The organism is Nonomuraea maritima (genome assembly GCF_900100395.1).
Classification (GTDB): domain Bacteria; phylum Actinomycetota; class Actinomycetes; order Streptosporangiales; family Streptosporangiaceae; genus Nonomuraea; species Nonomuraea maritima.
The window spans coordinates 39,874-54,120 of sequence record NZ_FNFB01000026.1 but is presented as its reverse complement, the minus strand read 5'-3'; the positions used below and the strand labels follow the sequence as shown (position 1 = coordinate 54,120).

The window sequence follows — 14,247 nt, the reverse complement described above, 5'->3', positions numbered from 1 at the left end:
TAACTACGAGTAATATCGCGGCGTGATCACGTCGCAACACGAAGGTCTGAACAAGCTCGCGGTCCTGGATCTCGGCCACACGAGACAGATGCTGCGGGCCCTGTTCGACCTGCCGATCCCGGAGTCGGGCGAGGCGCGCCTCGCCTCGCCCGACCTCTCGGAGGCCGACCCCGGCGTGTGCCGGGCCGACGGCGCCATCCTGTACGGGAAGGCCGAGGAGAAGTTCGGCGTCATCGTCGAGACGCAACGCAGGCCCGATGACGACAAGCTCTACGCGTGGCTGGAGTACATCGCCAATTTCCGGGCGCGAGAGAAATGTCCGGCCTGCCTGGTGGTCATCTGCCCCAACGCGCGCGTGGCCCGCTGGGCCGAGCAGAAGATCGAGACCGGACACCCGGGTCTGGCGCTGACGCCCTTGGTCATCCATGGGGGCAACACTCCGGTCATCACCGATGTGTCCCAGGCCGTGGACAACATCGGCCTGGCGGTCATCTCGACCGTCACCAAGAGCGATCACCCGCAGTTCCACGCCATCGCCGATGTGGTCGAGCAAGCGCTGAACGCCATCGATCGAGACGTGGCCTGGAGGTACGCTCGATACATCAACCTGTCACTGAGCGGTGACGCACAGCGAGATTGGGACCGGCGAATGGCCATGATGACGTACCCGTACCAGGGCGAATACGCCGAACGTCTGCTCGCCGAAGGCGAAGCGAAGGGAAAGCTCGAGGGCAAGCTCGAGGGGAAGATCGAGGGCAGGGCTCAGGATGTGCTCGATGTCTTGGACAGGCGGGGGATTCCGGTGTCCAAGCGGGTGCGGGAGCGGGTCTTCGGTTGCCAGGACCCCGATCAGCTGCATGACTGGTTGATGCGGGCGATCGAGGTCGAGTCGGCAGAGCAGATCTTCGGGTGAGGTCTGCGAGCTCGCTGGTCAGGTTTCCCGCGGGGGGTTGAGGGCGGTCAGGGCTTCCTGGCGGCTTTGGCGGGCCTGGTCTTCCTCGGCTCGGGGGAGGCCCAGCGACAGGGCTCGGTCGAGGTCGGCGAGGGCGCCGCGGTAGTTGCGCAGGGAGATCCGGACGCGGCCGCGTCCGTAGAGTGCCCGCGGGGCGTCGCGGTCCAGGTCGAGCGCGTCGTTGTAGGTGGCTTCCGCGTCGGCCGGGGAGCCCGCCCGCCAGAGCGCGTGCGCGAGCACCGTACGGGACGCGACGTCCCCCGGCATCCTGGACACCGCCTGCCTGCCGAGGTCGACGGCCTCGTCGGGGCGTCCCATCGACAGGCACACCTCGGCGAGCGCGGTCAGGACCCGTACGGTGGCGAGCGTGTCCTGCTGGCTCTCGAACTGGGAACGGGCCGCGGTCAGCGTCTCCTTGGCCGACTCCAGGTCGCCCTCCACCCTGGCGACCTCCGCCTTGAACGTCAGCAGGTTGGCGAACTGCCGGTCGTCGCCCGCCTCCAGGAAGCGGTCGGCGGCCACGTCGGCGAAGCGGCGGGCGGAGACGAAGTTCCCCTCGCCCAGCGCCGCCTCGGCGGCGGCGCGGAAATCGGCGGGCGATCGTTCGCGCCGGTCGCCGCCGACGAGCGGCCCGTGGAACGCGCGGTTGGCGGTGCGGACGGCTTCGACCAGGCGTTCCTGGCCCAGTTGGTACCACAGGCTCCTGGCACGCTGCTCCTCCGTGAGGATGTGCCGGGCGACGAGCGCGTCGACGACGGCGTTGGGCATGTCACCGGTCTGGGTCAGGCCGCGGTAGGCGGTGCCGCGGGTGCCGCGTTCCGTGATGAACGTGGTCTCTATCCAGGCGCGGAGCTCCGCTTCCGCTACGCCGGTCTCCACACTGACGTCATGGACGGTCCGGTCGAAATAGGCGGCGAGGATGCCGGCGAGATCACCGAACCGGGCGAGCTGTTCAGCGGTGATCGTGTCGTCGGTGCTCCCCAGGCTCGTCCAGAGGGCCGCGCACGCGATCTGCAGCTCGAACGGCGAGACGCGCTCGCTGACGAGCTCGACGCTCTCGCCCAGCCGGTCGGTGTAGCTGGTGGTGCGCAGCCGGTCGACCAGCTGCTCGGCGACGCCCGCCGCGTACCGGCGCCCGCTGCCGGACAGGGGCCCGGTCACGGCGGCCACGGCGGCGGCCCGATCGAGCCCTTCCAGCCGCACGTACGTGAAAGGCTGCGGGCCGAGCAGCCCTTCGTACCCGCTCAGCGTGGCGAGCTGGTCGTCGCGCACCACGAGCAGCAGGTTGAGCGGCAGATCACGCATGGCCTCGGCGAGCTCGCCGACGAGGCGCTCGCGCTCCGCGAGGCGGGCGGGGAAGGCGGTGAACAGCTCTTCCAGATGGTCGATCGCGGCCAGCACGCGCCGGCGCGGGGTGGCCGCGACGATGCTCTGGAGCGCCGACCCGACCGGTTGCCCGGGATCGGGGGTCTGGCCGGCGGGCGTCCAGCTGCTGACCAGGGTGAAACGGTACCCGCCGGGCCCGGACGCGTGGGCGAGCGGCCAGGTCGGCTGGTGGATCAGCCGGCCGACCGGCAGCACCAGCGCGTGCGGTTCGTTCTCCAGCAGCGGGAGCACCCCGGCGTGCAGCAGGGACGTCTTGCCGACCGCGGCGGGGCCGTGCAGCACCACGACGCGTTCGGACAGCCACATGTCCTTGAGCCGGCGGGCTTCCACCGGCCGTCCGTGGAACAGCGCCGACTCGGCCCGGCGGAACGGGCGCGGACCGATGTACGGCTCAGGGGGACCACTCGTCATGGCGCCCCCTTGAGACCGGCGGCCAGCCTGTCGTTGAGCGAGCGCGGCGTCTCCCACAGGATGCGGATGTTCTGGGACTGGAAGTAGCGCTCCAGGTAGCGGCGTTCGTCGGCGCCGTGGTCCTTGGGATTGAGCTGGATACTGGCGTGTTCCCTGCGCATGGTGCCGGGCAGGCCGTGCAGCAGGGTGCGGAACATGACGTGGAACGTCCAGTCGCGCAGGCCGTAGCCGATGAAGAGCAGGGCCTTGGTCCGCAGCGCGGTGCGGATCTCGGATGGCAGCAGCGTCATCGTGTGACCGCCGGGTGCGGAGGCGGTCATGTGCCTGCCGTCCTGTGCCAGCCTGACCAGGAAGTCGAGGTAGTCGTCCTCGATGAGCACGATGGAACGTGGTTCGTCGTGGTGACCGTGGAGGTGGAACACCAGCGGCCGTTCCACGCACGGGGTGTAGGCCGAATCACGGAACGGGCTCCTGGTCCAGTCGTCGGGGGACATCGCGTACCACGGGCAGAGGTCCCAGGCCGGCTGTTTTCGCGCCTGTTGCAGAGCGCGGAACATGAAGTCGTCGTAGTTGGTGGTGATGTACAGGGGGAGAGGGTATCGCGCCAGCACGGCATGCACCGGGAATCGGTCAGAACCGTCCGGCGGGGCGACGTCGGAGAAATGAGCTCTGAGGAATTCCCGTTTCGTACGTGTCGCATCGCGATACACCATCGTGGTCGCGTACTGCATGACATGTGCGAGATTTCCGTTGACCGGGTACGGATAATGGATCTTGGCCGCCCATTTCTCCGCGAGCTGCCCACCGAGCGGGAGGCGCTCCGCGCTGGCTCCCGCACCGAGGAAGGGGATGCAGTCTCCATTGTTGAGATCCCCGATCAGCAGATCCCAGGCGGCCTCGTTGTCGCAGTCAATTTCCCCGCTGTCCACCCGCAACCGCCTTTCGGGTATGGCGGTGCCAGTGCTCGACTCTCTCAGAGGGTCTATGAAAGGACCGCCGCCGTCAATAGCCCTGAATGGCCGACTACTGAGTATGGATCATGTCTCGCATCTCTGATACATGATAGTGATGCCTGTCGGGTGGAGACCGTTTTGTCCGGTAACCGAACGGCTATTAAGGTCGGTCCACTTATGGGGCTGAACGTTCTTTCCGGCAACCGTTTCGCGACCTGTCGATGAACGCTAATCGCATTAGGATCGAAGGCGACAACCGAACGGCGACGGTGGTGGTGATGGCGTTGGAGGGTCTGGCGCGAGAAGAACGGCAGCCCACCCTCTGGGGGCGGGAAGTACCGTTTCGTAATCGCTACTTCACCGGTCGTGATCGTGAGCTCGCCGAGCTGCGCGAGCGCCTGGCCGAGCACTCCGTCGCGTCGGTCGGCCAGCCGCCACAGCCCCTCTACGGCATGGGCGGCATCGGCAAGACCGAACTGGCCGCCGAGTACGCCCATCGGCACAGCGACGAGTACGACCTCGTGTGGTGGATCAGGTCCGAGCAGGAGGAGACCATCGTCAACTCGCTGGTCGCCCTCGGACGCAGGATGTCTCTCGACGGCTTCCGCCCCGACGACCGCGACTACTCCGCCCGGCTGGTGCTGTCGGCGCTGGCCGACCGCCGCCCGTACCGGCGATGGCTGCTCATCTACGACAACGTCCAGGGGGCGAAGGCGATCCAGAACTACCTGCCCTCGGGTGGCGGCCACGTCATCATCACCACGCGCGACCGCCACTGGCGGCGGGCCATTGACGCCGACGGCATCGAGGTCGGGGAGTTCGCCCCTGAGGATACGGTCAAGTTCCTGTACAAACGGGTGACCGCCCTCTCCGCCCCGGGTACGTCGCGATCCGTGGACGCCGAGGCCGAAGCACGTGCACTGGCCGACCAGCTCGGAAACCTTCCGCTGGCCGCTGAGCACGCCGCCGCATATTTGAACGAGACCGGCACGAGCATCGCCGAGTATCTCGAACTGTTCCGCGCCAACGCGCACGAGCTCCTGGCCAGCTCGGTCGACATCAAGTACCCGCAGACGGTCGCCACGACCTGGAGCGTGGCCCGCAACCGGATCTCGCCCGAGGCGCATGCGCTGTTCAACCTGCTGGCCAGCCTTTCGGCGGAGCCGATCGCCGAGGAGCTGCTCGTGCAGCCCACCGCGGCCGCCGGCCTTGCCGAGCCGCTCGACCGGGTGCTGGGGTCGGTGACCGAGTTCCGCAGGGCGGCGCGCGAGCTGGGCCGCTTCTCCATGCTCAAGCTCGACGGCGTGCGCAACGTGGTGCAGCTCCACCGGGTCGTGCAGGCCGTGACGAGAGACCGCCTGCTGCGCGAGGACCCGGAGGCCGCGGCGCGCTACCGGGACATCGCGCACATCCTGCTGGCGGCGTCCGACCCCGGGTCGGTCGATCGCGAGGGCAGCGAGTTGCATTACCAGCATTCCCTGCAGCATCTGGTGCCCTCCGGAGCCGTCGAGTCCGGCAACCCCCTGGTCCGCCGGCTGATCATCAACCAGGTCCAGCATCTCGCCCTCCGTGGCGGTTTCCAGGAGAGCCTGCGCCTCGGCCGTCCCACGCTCGACCTGTGGCGCGAGAGGTTCGGCAGGGACGACAAGCAGACCCTGGCGCTGGCGCTGCAGGTGGGCAACGCGCTCCGCATGGCCGGAGAGTGGGCGCAGAGCCTCGACATGCTCGCCGACACCCTCCAGCGGCTGCGTGACAATTTCGGCGAGGTCGACCCCGTCTACCTGAGCTGCGCCAGAGCTCACGGGATCGGGCTACGACTGCTGGGGCGCTACTCCGACGCCCTGGAGAACGACCAGCGGCTGCTGCCGATCTTCGAGCGGGAGCTGCGTCCCGACCATCCCGACACGCTGCGGATCCGCAACAACCTGGCGGTGAGCCTCAGGTGCCTGGGCCGCTTCGCCGACGCGCTCGCATACGACGACGAGACCCTCGCCGAACGGCAGCGCATCTTCGGCCCGGTCGGCGATCCGACCCTGGGCTCCCAGTTCGCCCGCGCCCGCGACCTGCGCGGCCTCGGGCGTTACGAGGAGTCCCTCGACCTGATCAGGCAGGTCAGCAACACGCTCGAACGCAAGGACGAGCCGTGGAACGACTTCCGGTTGCTGGTCGCCATCGACTTCGGCGTGGCGCTCAACCGGGTCGGGCTCTACGAGGACGCCTTCGAGCAGGGACGCAAGGCGTGGGAGCTGCACAGGTCGGTGCTCGGCCCCGAACACCGTCAGACGCTGCAGTCGGCCACGAACCTCATCAACGACTACCGGCTCAACGAGGACCTCGCCGGCGCCCAGCGGCTGGGCGAGGAGACGGTGCTGAGCCTGGAGAAAGTGGCGGGTTTCGACCATCCCAACACGCTCATCGCCTGCGCGACCCTCGCCATCGTGCTCAGGGTCAGGAACAACCCGGGCGGCGCCCGCGCGCTGAACGAGCGGGCCGTCGAAGGGCTGCGCAACCGGCTGGGCGACGCCCATCCCAACACGCTGATCGCCATGCACAACCTGGCCAGCGACCTGGCCGCGCTGGGCGAGGTGGCGCGGGCCCGGCGCATGGGGGAGACGGTGGTCGAACGCTGCGCGGACACGCGCGGCGCCGGCCACCCCAACACGCTGGCCGCCATGGCCAACCTCTCTCTTGACCGCAATGCGGCCGGCGACAAGGAAGGCGCGCAGAGTCTGCGGCAGGGCGTGCTGGAGGCCTACCAGAACTCGCTCATGCCCGACCACCCACATGCCCGCCAGGCTGCGCAGTACGGCCGCATCAACCTCGGCATCGAGCCCATGAACGACTGACGTCCTGGCCCGTCGTCAAAGAGGACCTGCTGTCTCAGGGGCTCTCCGTGCCGTGCAGGACCAGCGTCGGTGCGGTTATGGCGGTCAGGTCGGGTGCAGAGCCTTGTTCGGCGGCGCCGGCGAGGGTGTGGTTGAGTGCGGCCTGCAGGTCGCGCGCCCGTTCGTACGCGCGCTGCTCCATCACGCGGTACTCGTCCTCGTTGAACGGCAGCACCCGGCCGTGCAGTGCGCGCCACAGCGGCAGGCGGGCCGCGAGGTACTCCTCCAGGGACGGCGCGGGGCCGGGTGACGATGCCATGAGCGCGGCGAGCAGCTCGGGCCCGGGCGGGGGAAGCGCCCACGAGGTGGGCCCGTCCGGCCCCGAACGCGTCCAGGACGGCCAGCGCGTCGGAAGCCATATCGGCGACGGTGTAGGGCGGGCGGCGAGTCGACGGTGGACGAGGGGGCCAACCTGGTATGGCTGTTGGACCCCGAACAGGTGGACCTGCTCGCCGTCCACCGGAGCTATTTCGAGGGGCCGGCCGCCAGAATCCGGGCATGACCGGTTACGCCGGTAGCCCCGGGTTGGCGCGCAGCCATCGCGTCCGGTGCTCGTCCTGGAGCTGTCTCGCGCGCCGCTCGGCCGCGGCCGGCACCGGTTCTTCGAGCCACGGGCCGATCCGGTCGAGGAGCCCGTGGACGAGGATCTCGCCGGGTGGAGTCAGGCTTCCCGACCTCGCGGCTCGGGTGAGCGCGTCGTGCGTGATCGCCCGGCGGTAGGCGAACTCTGTCCCGGCCCGCTGACCGCCCGCACCGCGTTCGGCGCGCCAGAACGCGGTGATCCCGAAGCTGGCGAAGCAGCCCTGCAGCAGCGCGGCCAGGGGACGCGCGTCCGGGCGCCAGGGCGCGTACCACCGGCGCCCGTCATCGGGGAGGGCCAGCTCGGTCAGATCTTCGACGGTGCTGAGGAGCAGGTGCCACACCTCGTGGACCAGGCTCTCGGCGAACGCGGTCGGATCGGGAGGGGGCGAGAGCGCTATCGCGCCGTACGCCCAGCCCGAGGTCGCGCTGGCGGGCTGGCCGCCCGCCGGGATCTCGAGCGGGACGAGGGTGGTGAACAGCGCGGCGATCGCCGTTGCGGCGTCGCGGTGGCGTTCACAGAGCAGCTGCCAGGCCGGCTCCAACGCCTGCTGCCACCACGACGTGTCGCTGCCGCCCCGCCTGCCGTACCGGGCGAGGTACGGGTCGTCGGCGTCGAGCGTGACGGACAGGTTCAGCCCGTTCGCGCGCGCGTGCAGCGACGGGACGGGGACGAGCCCGGTGTCGGTGAACGTGCCGAGCCCGGGGATCACGGTGCCGGGTCGCGGCAACGGCCGGTCGCCGGCGCGCAGCGCCGCCCCGGCGGTGAAGGAGGAGAGATAGGCGAGGTCGGGATCCTGCCCGTCGTGCAGGTGCCGTAGGGCGTCCACCGCCCAGCAGCCCACCTGGGGAAGGAGCAGAAGCTCCGTCATGAGCCGCGGGGCGCTCAGCTGGAGCCGGGCCAGTGTGCGGAAGTCGGCGTCGGCGGCGGTGCCGCGCACCTGCCGCCGCACCGCCTCAAGGAGCAGCTGGTTCCTGCGGAGCTGGACATTGCGGAGCCGGTCCAGTAAATCGGGCGTGGGGTCTCCGTGGGCCAGATCGTGGCAGATCTCGTACGTCTCGGCCGCCGGCTTCCCGTCAGTCATCACATGGGGCGTCGCCGTCGTTCTTCTGCCACAGCCGGTCGCGTGGGCCGTTTCTCCCCAGAATTCTGGCCACCACGGTGTCGAGCGTGGTGTCGTCGAGTGTGGTCAGTTGGAGCAGCGTCAGGTCAGTCAGCTCCGCTAGACCGGTGCCGACCGCGTGAGCCGGTTCTGCCATCGAGAGTCCCTTCTCGGCTCCTGGGCCGATGATACGACGGGGCTTTGCGCTAATGAAATGCCGGAAAAGGGACGGTATTTTCGGGTGGTTGTCAATTAAGGCAGATGATTTCCCTTTATAGAGCAGTTTCTACGGGCCGAGGAGGCCGAGGCGGCGGGCGGCGCGGATGGCCAGCCATACTTCTGCGAAGGCGGCGGTCGAGGACAGGTCGCGGCCGGTGAGGGTGGCGAAGCGGCGCAGGCGGTAGGCCAGGGTGTTGGGGTGGATGTGCAGGGCGGCGGCCGCCTCGTCCGACTGGCGGTTGCGTTCCATCCACGTACGCACCGACATGAGCAGTCGCGAGTCGTGCGCCTCGTCGTAGGCGAGCGCCGCCCCCAGCACGTGGTCGACCAGGGCGGCCAGCGTCGCGGGGTCGTCGGGGAGCCAGCGGGCCGTGGTGTCCTCGCCGTAGTGCACCAGGGCGCGTCCCGACTCGGCCGCGTGGGAGGCGGCCCAGAGGGCCTCGCGTTCGGCCACGCGCAGCGGCTCGCCGCACGGGAACGGGCGGCTCGCCCCCGCGGCCACCCCCGGCACCGTCGCCACGGCCGGGCCGAGGCTCGCCGGGCCCAGCAGGTAGTGGTCGTCGCCGCGGCGCAGCATGAGGTGGGGCAGGTCGTCCATGGCCCGGCGCAGGGCCTCGTCCGGGACGCCGCGCGCCACGTACAGCACCGACTCGCCCTCCATCGGCAGGCCGAGCCTGGCCAGCCGGCGGCGCGCCGCGGGCGGGTCGAGGACGTCCTGCAGCAGCTCGGCGAGCGTCTCCGCGCCCTCGCGGCGCAGCGTCTCGCGCTCGTGCCTGACCATCGCCACCTGCAGCGCCGCCACCGTCGCGATGTGCTGGACGACGGACAGCCCGGCGGGCCGCGCGCCCTCACGCGCGAACGCCACGAGGTAGCCGGCCGGACCTCCGGGCGCCGACACCGGCAGCACGAACCCGCTGGGGATCGTCGGCGGCGCGTCGGGCTGGTCGGGCAGCACGTCGAGCGGCGGGACGGGGACGCCAGGCAGGAGCGGCCGGCCGCCGCGGGTGGACAGGTAGACGTCGTAGCCGGACAGCCGTTCGAGCCGCCTGAACAGCGTGGCCGTGTCGAGGTCCTCGGCGGCCAGCCAGCGCAGCGCCCCGAACACCTGCAACTGCGCGCCCAGCCGGTGGTCCGCGTCCGACTGGAGCGCGGCGGCGACCTCCTGCGAGATCGCGATGAACGGCACCGCGAGGGGCACCTCAAGCACCGGCATGCCGCGCTCCTCGGCCGCCGCGAGGAACGCCGGGTGCAGCGGCGGCACGTGCAGCTGGGCCGACAGGGCCAGCGCCGACACCCCGGCGTCGTCGAGGCGTTCGAGGTAGGAGCGCTGCCCGGCCGCCGTACGCGGGACGCCGAGCCCCGTCGTCATGATGAGCTCGGCCCCGAGCAGCCAGGGCGTGGGGTCGTCCAGCTCGCTCACGTGCGCCCACGACACCGAGCGGGTGAGGCCCGACTCGCCCGCCAGCACGCGCAACTGCAGCGCGGGTGAGCGCAGGAGATCTTCGACGGTCAGCTTGTGGTCAGCCACAACACACACCGTAGTACTTTGTGATGGCGACAATTGTCGCAGGTCAAAGCCATGACGAACACTGTCCGCATGCATCAAGGCCCCGTCGACTCCTCCAAGGTCCCGCGGTTCGCCGGACCGGCCACGTTCGCCCGCCTACCCCGCCTCGACCAGGTACCGCGTGCCGACGTGGCCGTGGTCGGCGTGCCCTTCGACACCGGAGTGTCCTACCGGCCCGGCGCCCGGTTCGGCCCCGCCGCGGTACGGGAAGCGTCCCGGCTGCTGCGGCCCTACCATCCCGGTCTCGACGTGTCGCCGTTCGAGCGGGTGCAGGTGGCCGACGCCGGTGACATCGCGGCCAACCCGTTCGACATCGGCGAGGCCATCGAGGCGATCGAGGCCGGCGCCGACGCGATCGACGCGCGCCTCGTCACCATCGGCGGCGACCACACGATCGCCCTGCCGCTGCTGCGCTCGGTCGCCAGGCGGCACGGGCCGGTCGCCCTCGTCCACTTCGACGCCCACCTCGACACGTGGGACACCTACTTCGGCGCCGAGTACACGCACGGCACGCCGTTCCGCCGGGCCGCGGAGGAGGGCCTGCTCGACACCGAGGCGCTCAGCCACGTCGGCATCCGCGGCTCCCTGTACGGCAAGAAGGACCTGGAGGAGGACCGCCGGCTCGGCTTCGGCATCGTGACCGCGGCCGACGTGCTGCGGCGCGGCCTGGACGAGGTCACCGACCTGCTGCGGCAGCGGATCGGCGACCGTCCGGTGTACATCTCGGTCGACATCGACGTGCTGGACCCCGCGCACGCGCCCGGCACCGGCACCCCGGAGGCCGGCGGGCTCACCAGCAGGGAGCTGCTGGAGATCCTGCGCGCGCTGGCGGGCTGCCGGCTGGTCGGGGCGGACGTCGTGGAGGTCGCCCCGGCCTACGACCACGCGGAGATCACCTCGATCGCCGCCTCCCACGTGGCCTACGACCTCGTCAGCCTGCTGGCGCTCAACGCGGAGGAGCGGGGATGAGCAACGCCATCACCGAGATCGAGACGTACGGCGTCGAGCGGATCCCCGACGCCGACCGCACCGCGCGTCCGCTCGACCTGTTCCGGGTGGCGTTCGGCGGCGCGAACACCTTCGCCACCTGCGTGCTGGGGGCCTTCCCCATCCTGTTCGGGCTGTCGTTCTGGCAGGGGCTGGCCGCGACCGTGCTCGGACTGGTGGTCGGGTCGCTGATCCTGGCGCCGCTGTCGCTGTTCGGCCCGCTCAACGGCACCAACAACGCGGTCTCGTCCTCGGCGCACCTCGGGGTGCACGGGCGGGTCGTCGGCTCGTTCCTGTCGCTGCTGACCGCGATCGCGTTCTTCTCGATCTCGGTGTGGTCGTCGGGCGACGCGCTGGTGGGCGGCGCGCACCGGTTCGTCGGGCTGCCCGACGACGACGTGTCGTACGCGGTCGCGTACGGCATCTTCGCGGTCCTCGTGCTCGTCGTCTGCGTGTACGGCTTCCGCTTCATGCTGTTCGTCAACAAGATCGCGGTGGCGGCGGCGTCGCTGCTGTTCGTCCTCGGCGTGTTCGCCTTCGCCGGTGACTTCGACCCCTCCTACCCCGGCACGCTGGCCCCCGGCGACCCGCTGTTCTGGCCGTCGTTCATCGGCGCGGCGCTGATCGTGCTGTCGAACCCGGTGTCGTTCGGCGCCTTCCTGGGTGACTGGTCGCGCTACATCCCGGCCGACACGCCGCGCAGGCGGGTGATGGCGGCGGCGTTCTGCTCGCAGATCGCCACGATCCTGCCGTTCTTCTTCGGCCTGGCCACCGCGTCGATCATCGCGGAGAAGGCGTCCCAGTACGTCGACCCGGCCGCGCCGAACTACGTCGGCGGCCTGCTGGCCGTCTCGCCGGGCTGGTACTTCGTGCCCGTCTGCCTCATCGCCCTGATCGGCGGCATGTCCACCGGCACGACCTCGCTGTACGGAACCGGCCTCGACTTCTCCAGCGTCTTCACCCGGTTCTCGCGGGTGCAGGCGACGCTGTTCATCGGGACGCTGTCGGTCGTGTTCATCTTCGTCGGCCGCTTCGCCGCCAACCTGACGCAGAGCATCTCCACCTTTGCCACACTGATCATCACGTGTACGGCGCCCTGGATGGTGATCATGATGCTCGGCTACGTGACGCGCCGCGGCTGGTACGACCCCGAGGCGCTGCAGGTGTTCAACCGCCGCCAGCGCGGCGGCCGCTACTGGTTCGCCCACGGCTGGAACGCCAGGGGCCTGGTCGCCTGGCTGGTGTCGGCCGGGCTGGCGCTGACGTTCGTCAACCTGCCGGGGCAGTTCGTCGGACCGCTCGGCCACCTGGCCAACGAGGCCGACATCTCGCTGCCTGTCGGTCTCGGCGCCGCCGCGGTGCTCTACCTCGTCCTGCTCGCGCTCTTCCCCGAGCCGCGCGCGGTCTACGGCCCGCGGGGCCCGCGCCTGGTGCGGGCGGCCGACACCCCGGTGCCGCCCATCGTGGACGCGGTCACGACGCCCACCGTCGAGCCGGCGACGTGGTGACTCCTCCGCTCCCTGCAGGGAGCGGCTTCTCGCTGAGCCGCTTCCGCAGCCTGGCGAAGGGCAAGCCCTGCCCTGAGGATGTTGACCGCCGCGTTCACGTCGGCGTGTGTGGCGTGCCCGCACGCCCTACAGGCGAACTCGGCCTGGGTGAGGTGGTTCTCCTTCGCGCAGTGCCCGCACCGGGCGCACGTGCGGGAGGTGTGGGCGGGGTTCACCGCGATCAGCTCTCGACCGGCGCTTTCAGCCTTGTGCGCGAGGACCGTCAGGAACACCCCCCAACCCGCATCCAGAATCGAACGGTTGAGCCCGGACTTCTGCACCACGTTGCGGCCGGGCGCTTCCATCGTGCCGGACGCCGAGCGGGTCATGTTGGTGATCCGCAACGCCTTGTGCACGATCACGTCGTAGGCGCGGACCAGCGCGAGCGCAGCCTTGTGAGCGCCGTCGAGGCGCTGACGCCGCACCTTCGCATGCAGGGCAGCGACACGGGCCACAGCCTTGCGGCGGCGTTCGGAGCCGCGCTTCTTACGGGCAAGGTTTCGTTGAGCGGTGGCGAGCCGGTCGGCGGACGTGGCCAGATGGCGCGGGTTGACCAGGTGCTCGCCGTCACTGGTCGTGGCCAGCGACGCGACACCGAGGTCCACCCCGACGACGGCACCGGTGGCCGTCAGAGGTTCGTCCGGCACATCATCGCAGGACAGGACCACGTACCAGCGGCTGCCTTCCCGCTTCACGCTGATCGTCTTCACCCGGCCCTTGACCGGCCGGTGCTGATGCACCCGGACGTGCCCGATGCCCTGCAACCGGACGTAGGACGCGGCGGGATGCTCGGGCTGGGAGTCCCACCGACAGCCGTCGCCGTCCTTCGGCCACTCCACCGTGTCGAACCAGCCACGCCCCTTGAACCGCGGGAAGCCAGGCGTCCGTCCCGTCCTGACCCGGTCGAAGAACGCGCCGAACGCCTTGTCGAGCCGCCGCAGCGTGGCCTGCTGGGACGAGAACGACCACCGGCCCTGCCCACCGGGGTCATCGGCGCGGATGTGCTTCAGTTCGGCCGACTGCTCGCCGTACCGGACGCCCACACCCGCTGTGGCGTAGGCGGTGCGGCGGTGCTCCAGCGCGGCGTTGTACAGCTGCCGGTGGTCCTCCAGGCACTGCGTGAGCGCCGCCGCCTGCTTGCTCGTGGGGCGCAGCAGGAACTTGCACGATCTACGCACGGCCACCGCCCTTGGACGGCCGCTCGTCCTGCGTCTCGATACAGCGCTGCACCGTCTCGGCCGACACCGCGCCGACCATGGCCATGAAGCAGGACCGTGACCACAGCGTGGGCAGTTGGGAGCGCAGGTGGCCGAAGTCGGCGCGCAGGTGGTGGGAGGTGAATCCCTTGAATTCGGCCACGTACGAGGGCGAGTTCCTCAGGTGGCGCTTGACGAACAGATGCACGTGGTCCGGCATCACCTCAACCGCCACAATCTCCCACCCGTGCTCGTCGGCCTTGGCACGGATCAACTCCTCCAGGCGGTCCTTCACCCGGCCGCCCAGGACCGGGCGACGGTACTTCGGGCACCACACCACGTGGTACCCGACGTCATACGCCGCACCGGGGGAAGTGCGCACTTGCCGAGCCACATGCTCGTTATAACAGTGCTGCTCATCCAAGACGCGACGAACGGAGATCTCTGATGCGCAGACCAGGC

General features: G+C 70.0%; 12 protein-coding genes. 4 read left to right on the top strand and 8 right to left on the bottom strand.

Annotation, left to right across the window (positions count from 1 at the left end; genetic code table 11):
• The first annotated feature begins 22 nt into the window (after positions 1–22).
• Positions 23–913 (top strand): RpnC/YadD family protein, encoded by an 891-nt coding sequence (locus BLR04_RS30335; RefSeq protein ID WP_090771704.1) that lies wholly within the window; start codon positions 23–25, stop codon positions 911–913.
• An 18-nt stretch (positions 914–931) separates the two neighbouring features.
• On the opposite strand, the gene BLR04_RS30330 is transcribed toward BLR04_RS30335, so the two are convergent.
• Positions 932–2,749: a tetratricopeptide repeat protein gene (locus BLR04_RS30330; RefSeq protein ID WP_090771702.1), complete on the bottom strand. Its 1,818-nt coding sequence runs from the start codon at positions 2,747–2,749 to the stop codon at positions 932–934.
• Complete coding sequence (locus BLR04_RS30325) at positions 2,746–3,678, bottom strand: SIR2 family NAD-dependent protein deacylase (RefSeq protein ID WP_090771700.1); 933 nt, start codon at positions 3,676–3,678, stop codon at positions 2,746–2,748. Before BLR04_RS30325 ends, BLR04_RS30330 begins: the two co-directional genes overlap by 4 nt.
• A 302-nt stretch (positions 3,679–3,980) precedes the next feature.
• Here BLR04_RS30325 and fxsT point away from each other — a divergent pair, with 302 nt between their 5' ends.
• The gene (fxsT, locus tag BLR04_RS30320; protein WP_176903364.1) at positions 3,981–6,548 is read left to right on the top strand and encodes an FxSxx-COOH system tetratricopeptide repeat protein; all 2,568 of its coding nucleotides are present in this window, start codon (positions 3,981–3,983) and stop codon (positions 6,546–6,548) included.
• A 34-nt stretch (positions 6,549–6,582) separates the two neighbouring features.
• Here the strand turns inward: fxsT and BLR04_RS30315 are convergent, their stop codons facing one another.
• The 4 genes from BLR04_RS30315 to BLR04_RS30305 all read right to left on the bottom strand — a co-directional run bounded on the left by BLR04_RS30315 (position 6,583) and on the right by BLR04_RS30305 (position 10,016).
• Positions 6,583–6,846 carry an alpha/beta fold hydrolase family protein gene (locus BLR04_RS30315; RefSeq protein ID WP_176903363.1) on the bottom strand — a complete coding sequence of 88 codons (264 nt, stop codon included), beginning with the start codon at positions 6,844–6,846 and terminating at the stop codon, positions 6,583–6,585.
• A gap of 247 nt (positions 6,847–7,093) precedes the next feature.
• Entirely contained in the window at positions 7,094–8,251 is a 1,158-nt protein-coding gene (locus BLR04_RS30310) for an aKG-HExxH-type peptide beta-hydroxylase (protein WP_090771696.1), read from the bottom strand.
• On the bottom strand, positions 8,244–8,426 hold the full coding sequence (locus BLR04_RS40010; RefSeq protein WP_143022273.1) for a hypothetical protein: 183 nt from the start codon (positions 8,424–8,426) through the stop codon (positions 8,244–8,246). Before BLR04_RS40010 ends, BLR04_RS30310 begins: the two co-directional genes overlap by 8 nt.
• A 129-nt stretch (positions 8,427–8,555) precedes the next feature.
• On the bottom strand, positions 8,556–10,016 hold the full coding sequence (locus BLR04_RS30305) for a PucR family transcriptional regulator (RefSeq protein WP_245740720.1): 1,461 nt from the start codon (positions 10,014–10,016) through the stop codon (positions 8,556–8,558).
• 51 nt (positions 10,017–10,067) lie between these two features.
• On the opposite strand from BLR04_RS30305, the gene speB reads away from it, so the two are divergent.
• Both speB and BLR04_RS30295 read left to right on the top strand, forming a co-directional pair.
• Positions 10,068–11,024 carry an agmatinase gene (gene speB, locus BLR04_RS30300; protein WP_176903362.1) on the top strand — a complete coding sequence of 319 codons (957 nt, stop codon included), beginning with the start codon at positions 10,068–10,070 and terminating at the stop codon, positions 11,022–11,024.
• A complete protein-coding gene (locus BLR04_RS30295) occupies positions 11,021–12,550 on the top strand; it encodes a purine-cytosine permease family protein (RefSeq protein WP_090771690.1) in 1,530 nt (509 codons plus the stop codon). Before speB ends, BLR04_RS30295 begins: the two co-directional genes overlap by 4 nt.
• On the opposite strand, the gene BLR04_RS30290 is transcribed toward BLR04_RS30295, so the two are convergent.
• Positions 12,448–13,767: an RNA-guided endonuclease InsQ/TnpB family protein gene (locus tag BLR04_RS30290; protein ID WP_245740719.1), complete on the bottom strand. Its 1,320-nt coding sequence runs from the start codon at positions 13,765–13,767 to the stop codon at positions 12,448–12,450. The two genes, BLR04_RS30295 and BLR04_RS30290, sit on opposite strands and share 103 nt — an antisense overlap.
• Positions 13,760–14,179 (bottom strand): IS200/IS605 family transposase, encoded by a 420-nt coding sequence (tnpA, locus tag BLR04_RS30285; RefSeq protein WP_143022272.1) that lies wholly within the window; start codon positions 14,177–14,179, stop codon positions 13,760–13,762. The genes BLR04_RS30290 and tnpA overlap by 8 nt, the downstream gene beginning before the upstream one ends.
• Positions 14,180–14,247 lie beyond the last annotated feature (68 nt).

Bases quoted from the DNA above. Each gene is read 5' to 3' on its own strand.
- BLR04_RS30330 (WP_090771702.1), bottom strand. From the start codon at position 2,749: ATGACGAGTGGTCCCCCTGAGCCGTACATCGGTCCGCGCCCGTTCCGC.
- fxsT (WP_176903364.1), top strand. From the start codon at position 3,981: ATGGCGTTGGAGGGTCTGGCGCGAGAAGAACGGCAGCCCACCCTCTGG.
- BLR04_RS30315 (WP_176903363.1), bottom strand. From the start codon at position 6,846: ATGGCATCGTCACCCGGCCCCGCGCCGTCCCTGGAGGAGTACCTCGCG.
- BLR04_RS30310 (WP_090771696.1), bottom strand. From the start codon at position 8,251: ATGACTGACGGGAAGCCGGCGGCCGAGACGTACGAGATCTGCCACGAT.
- BLR04_RS40010 (WP_143022273.1), bottom strand. From the start codon at position 8,426: ATGGCAGAACCGGCTCACGCGGTCGGCACCGGTCTAGCGGAGCTGACT.
- speB (WP_176903362.1), top strand. From the start codon at position 10,068: ATGACGAACACTGTCCGCATGCATCAAGGCCCCGTCGACTCCTCCAAG.
- BLR04_RS30295 (WP_090771690.1), top strand. From the start codon at position 11,021: ATGAGCAACGCCATCACCGAGATCGAGACGTACGGCGTCGAGCGGATC.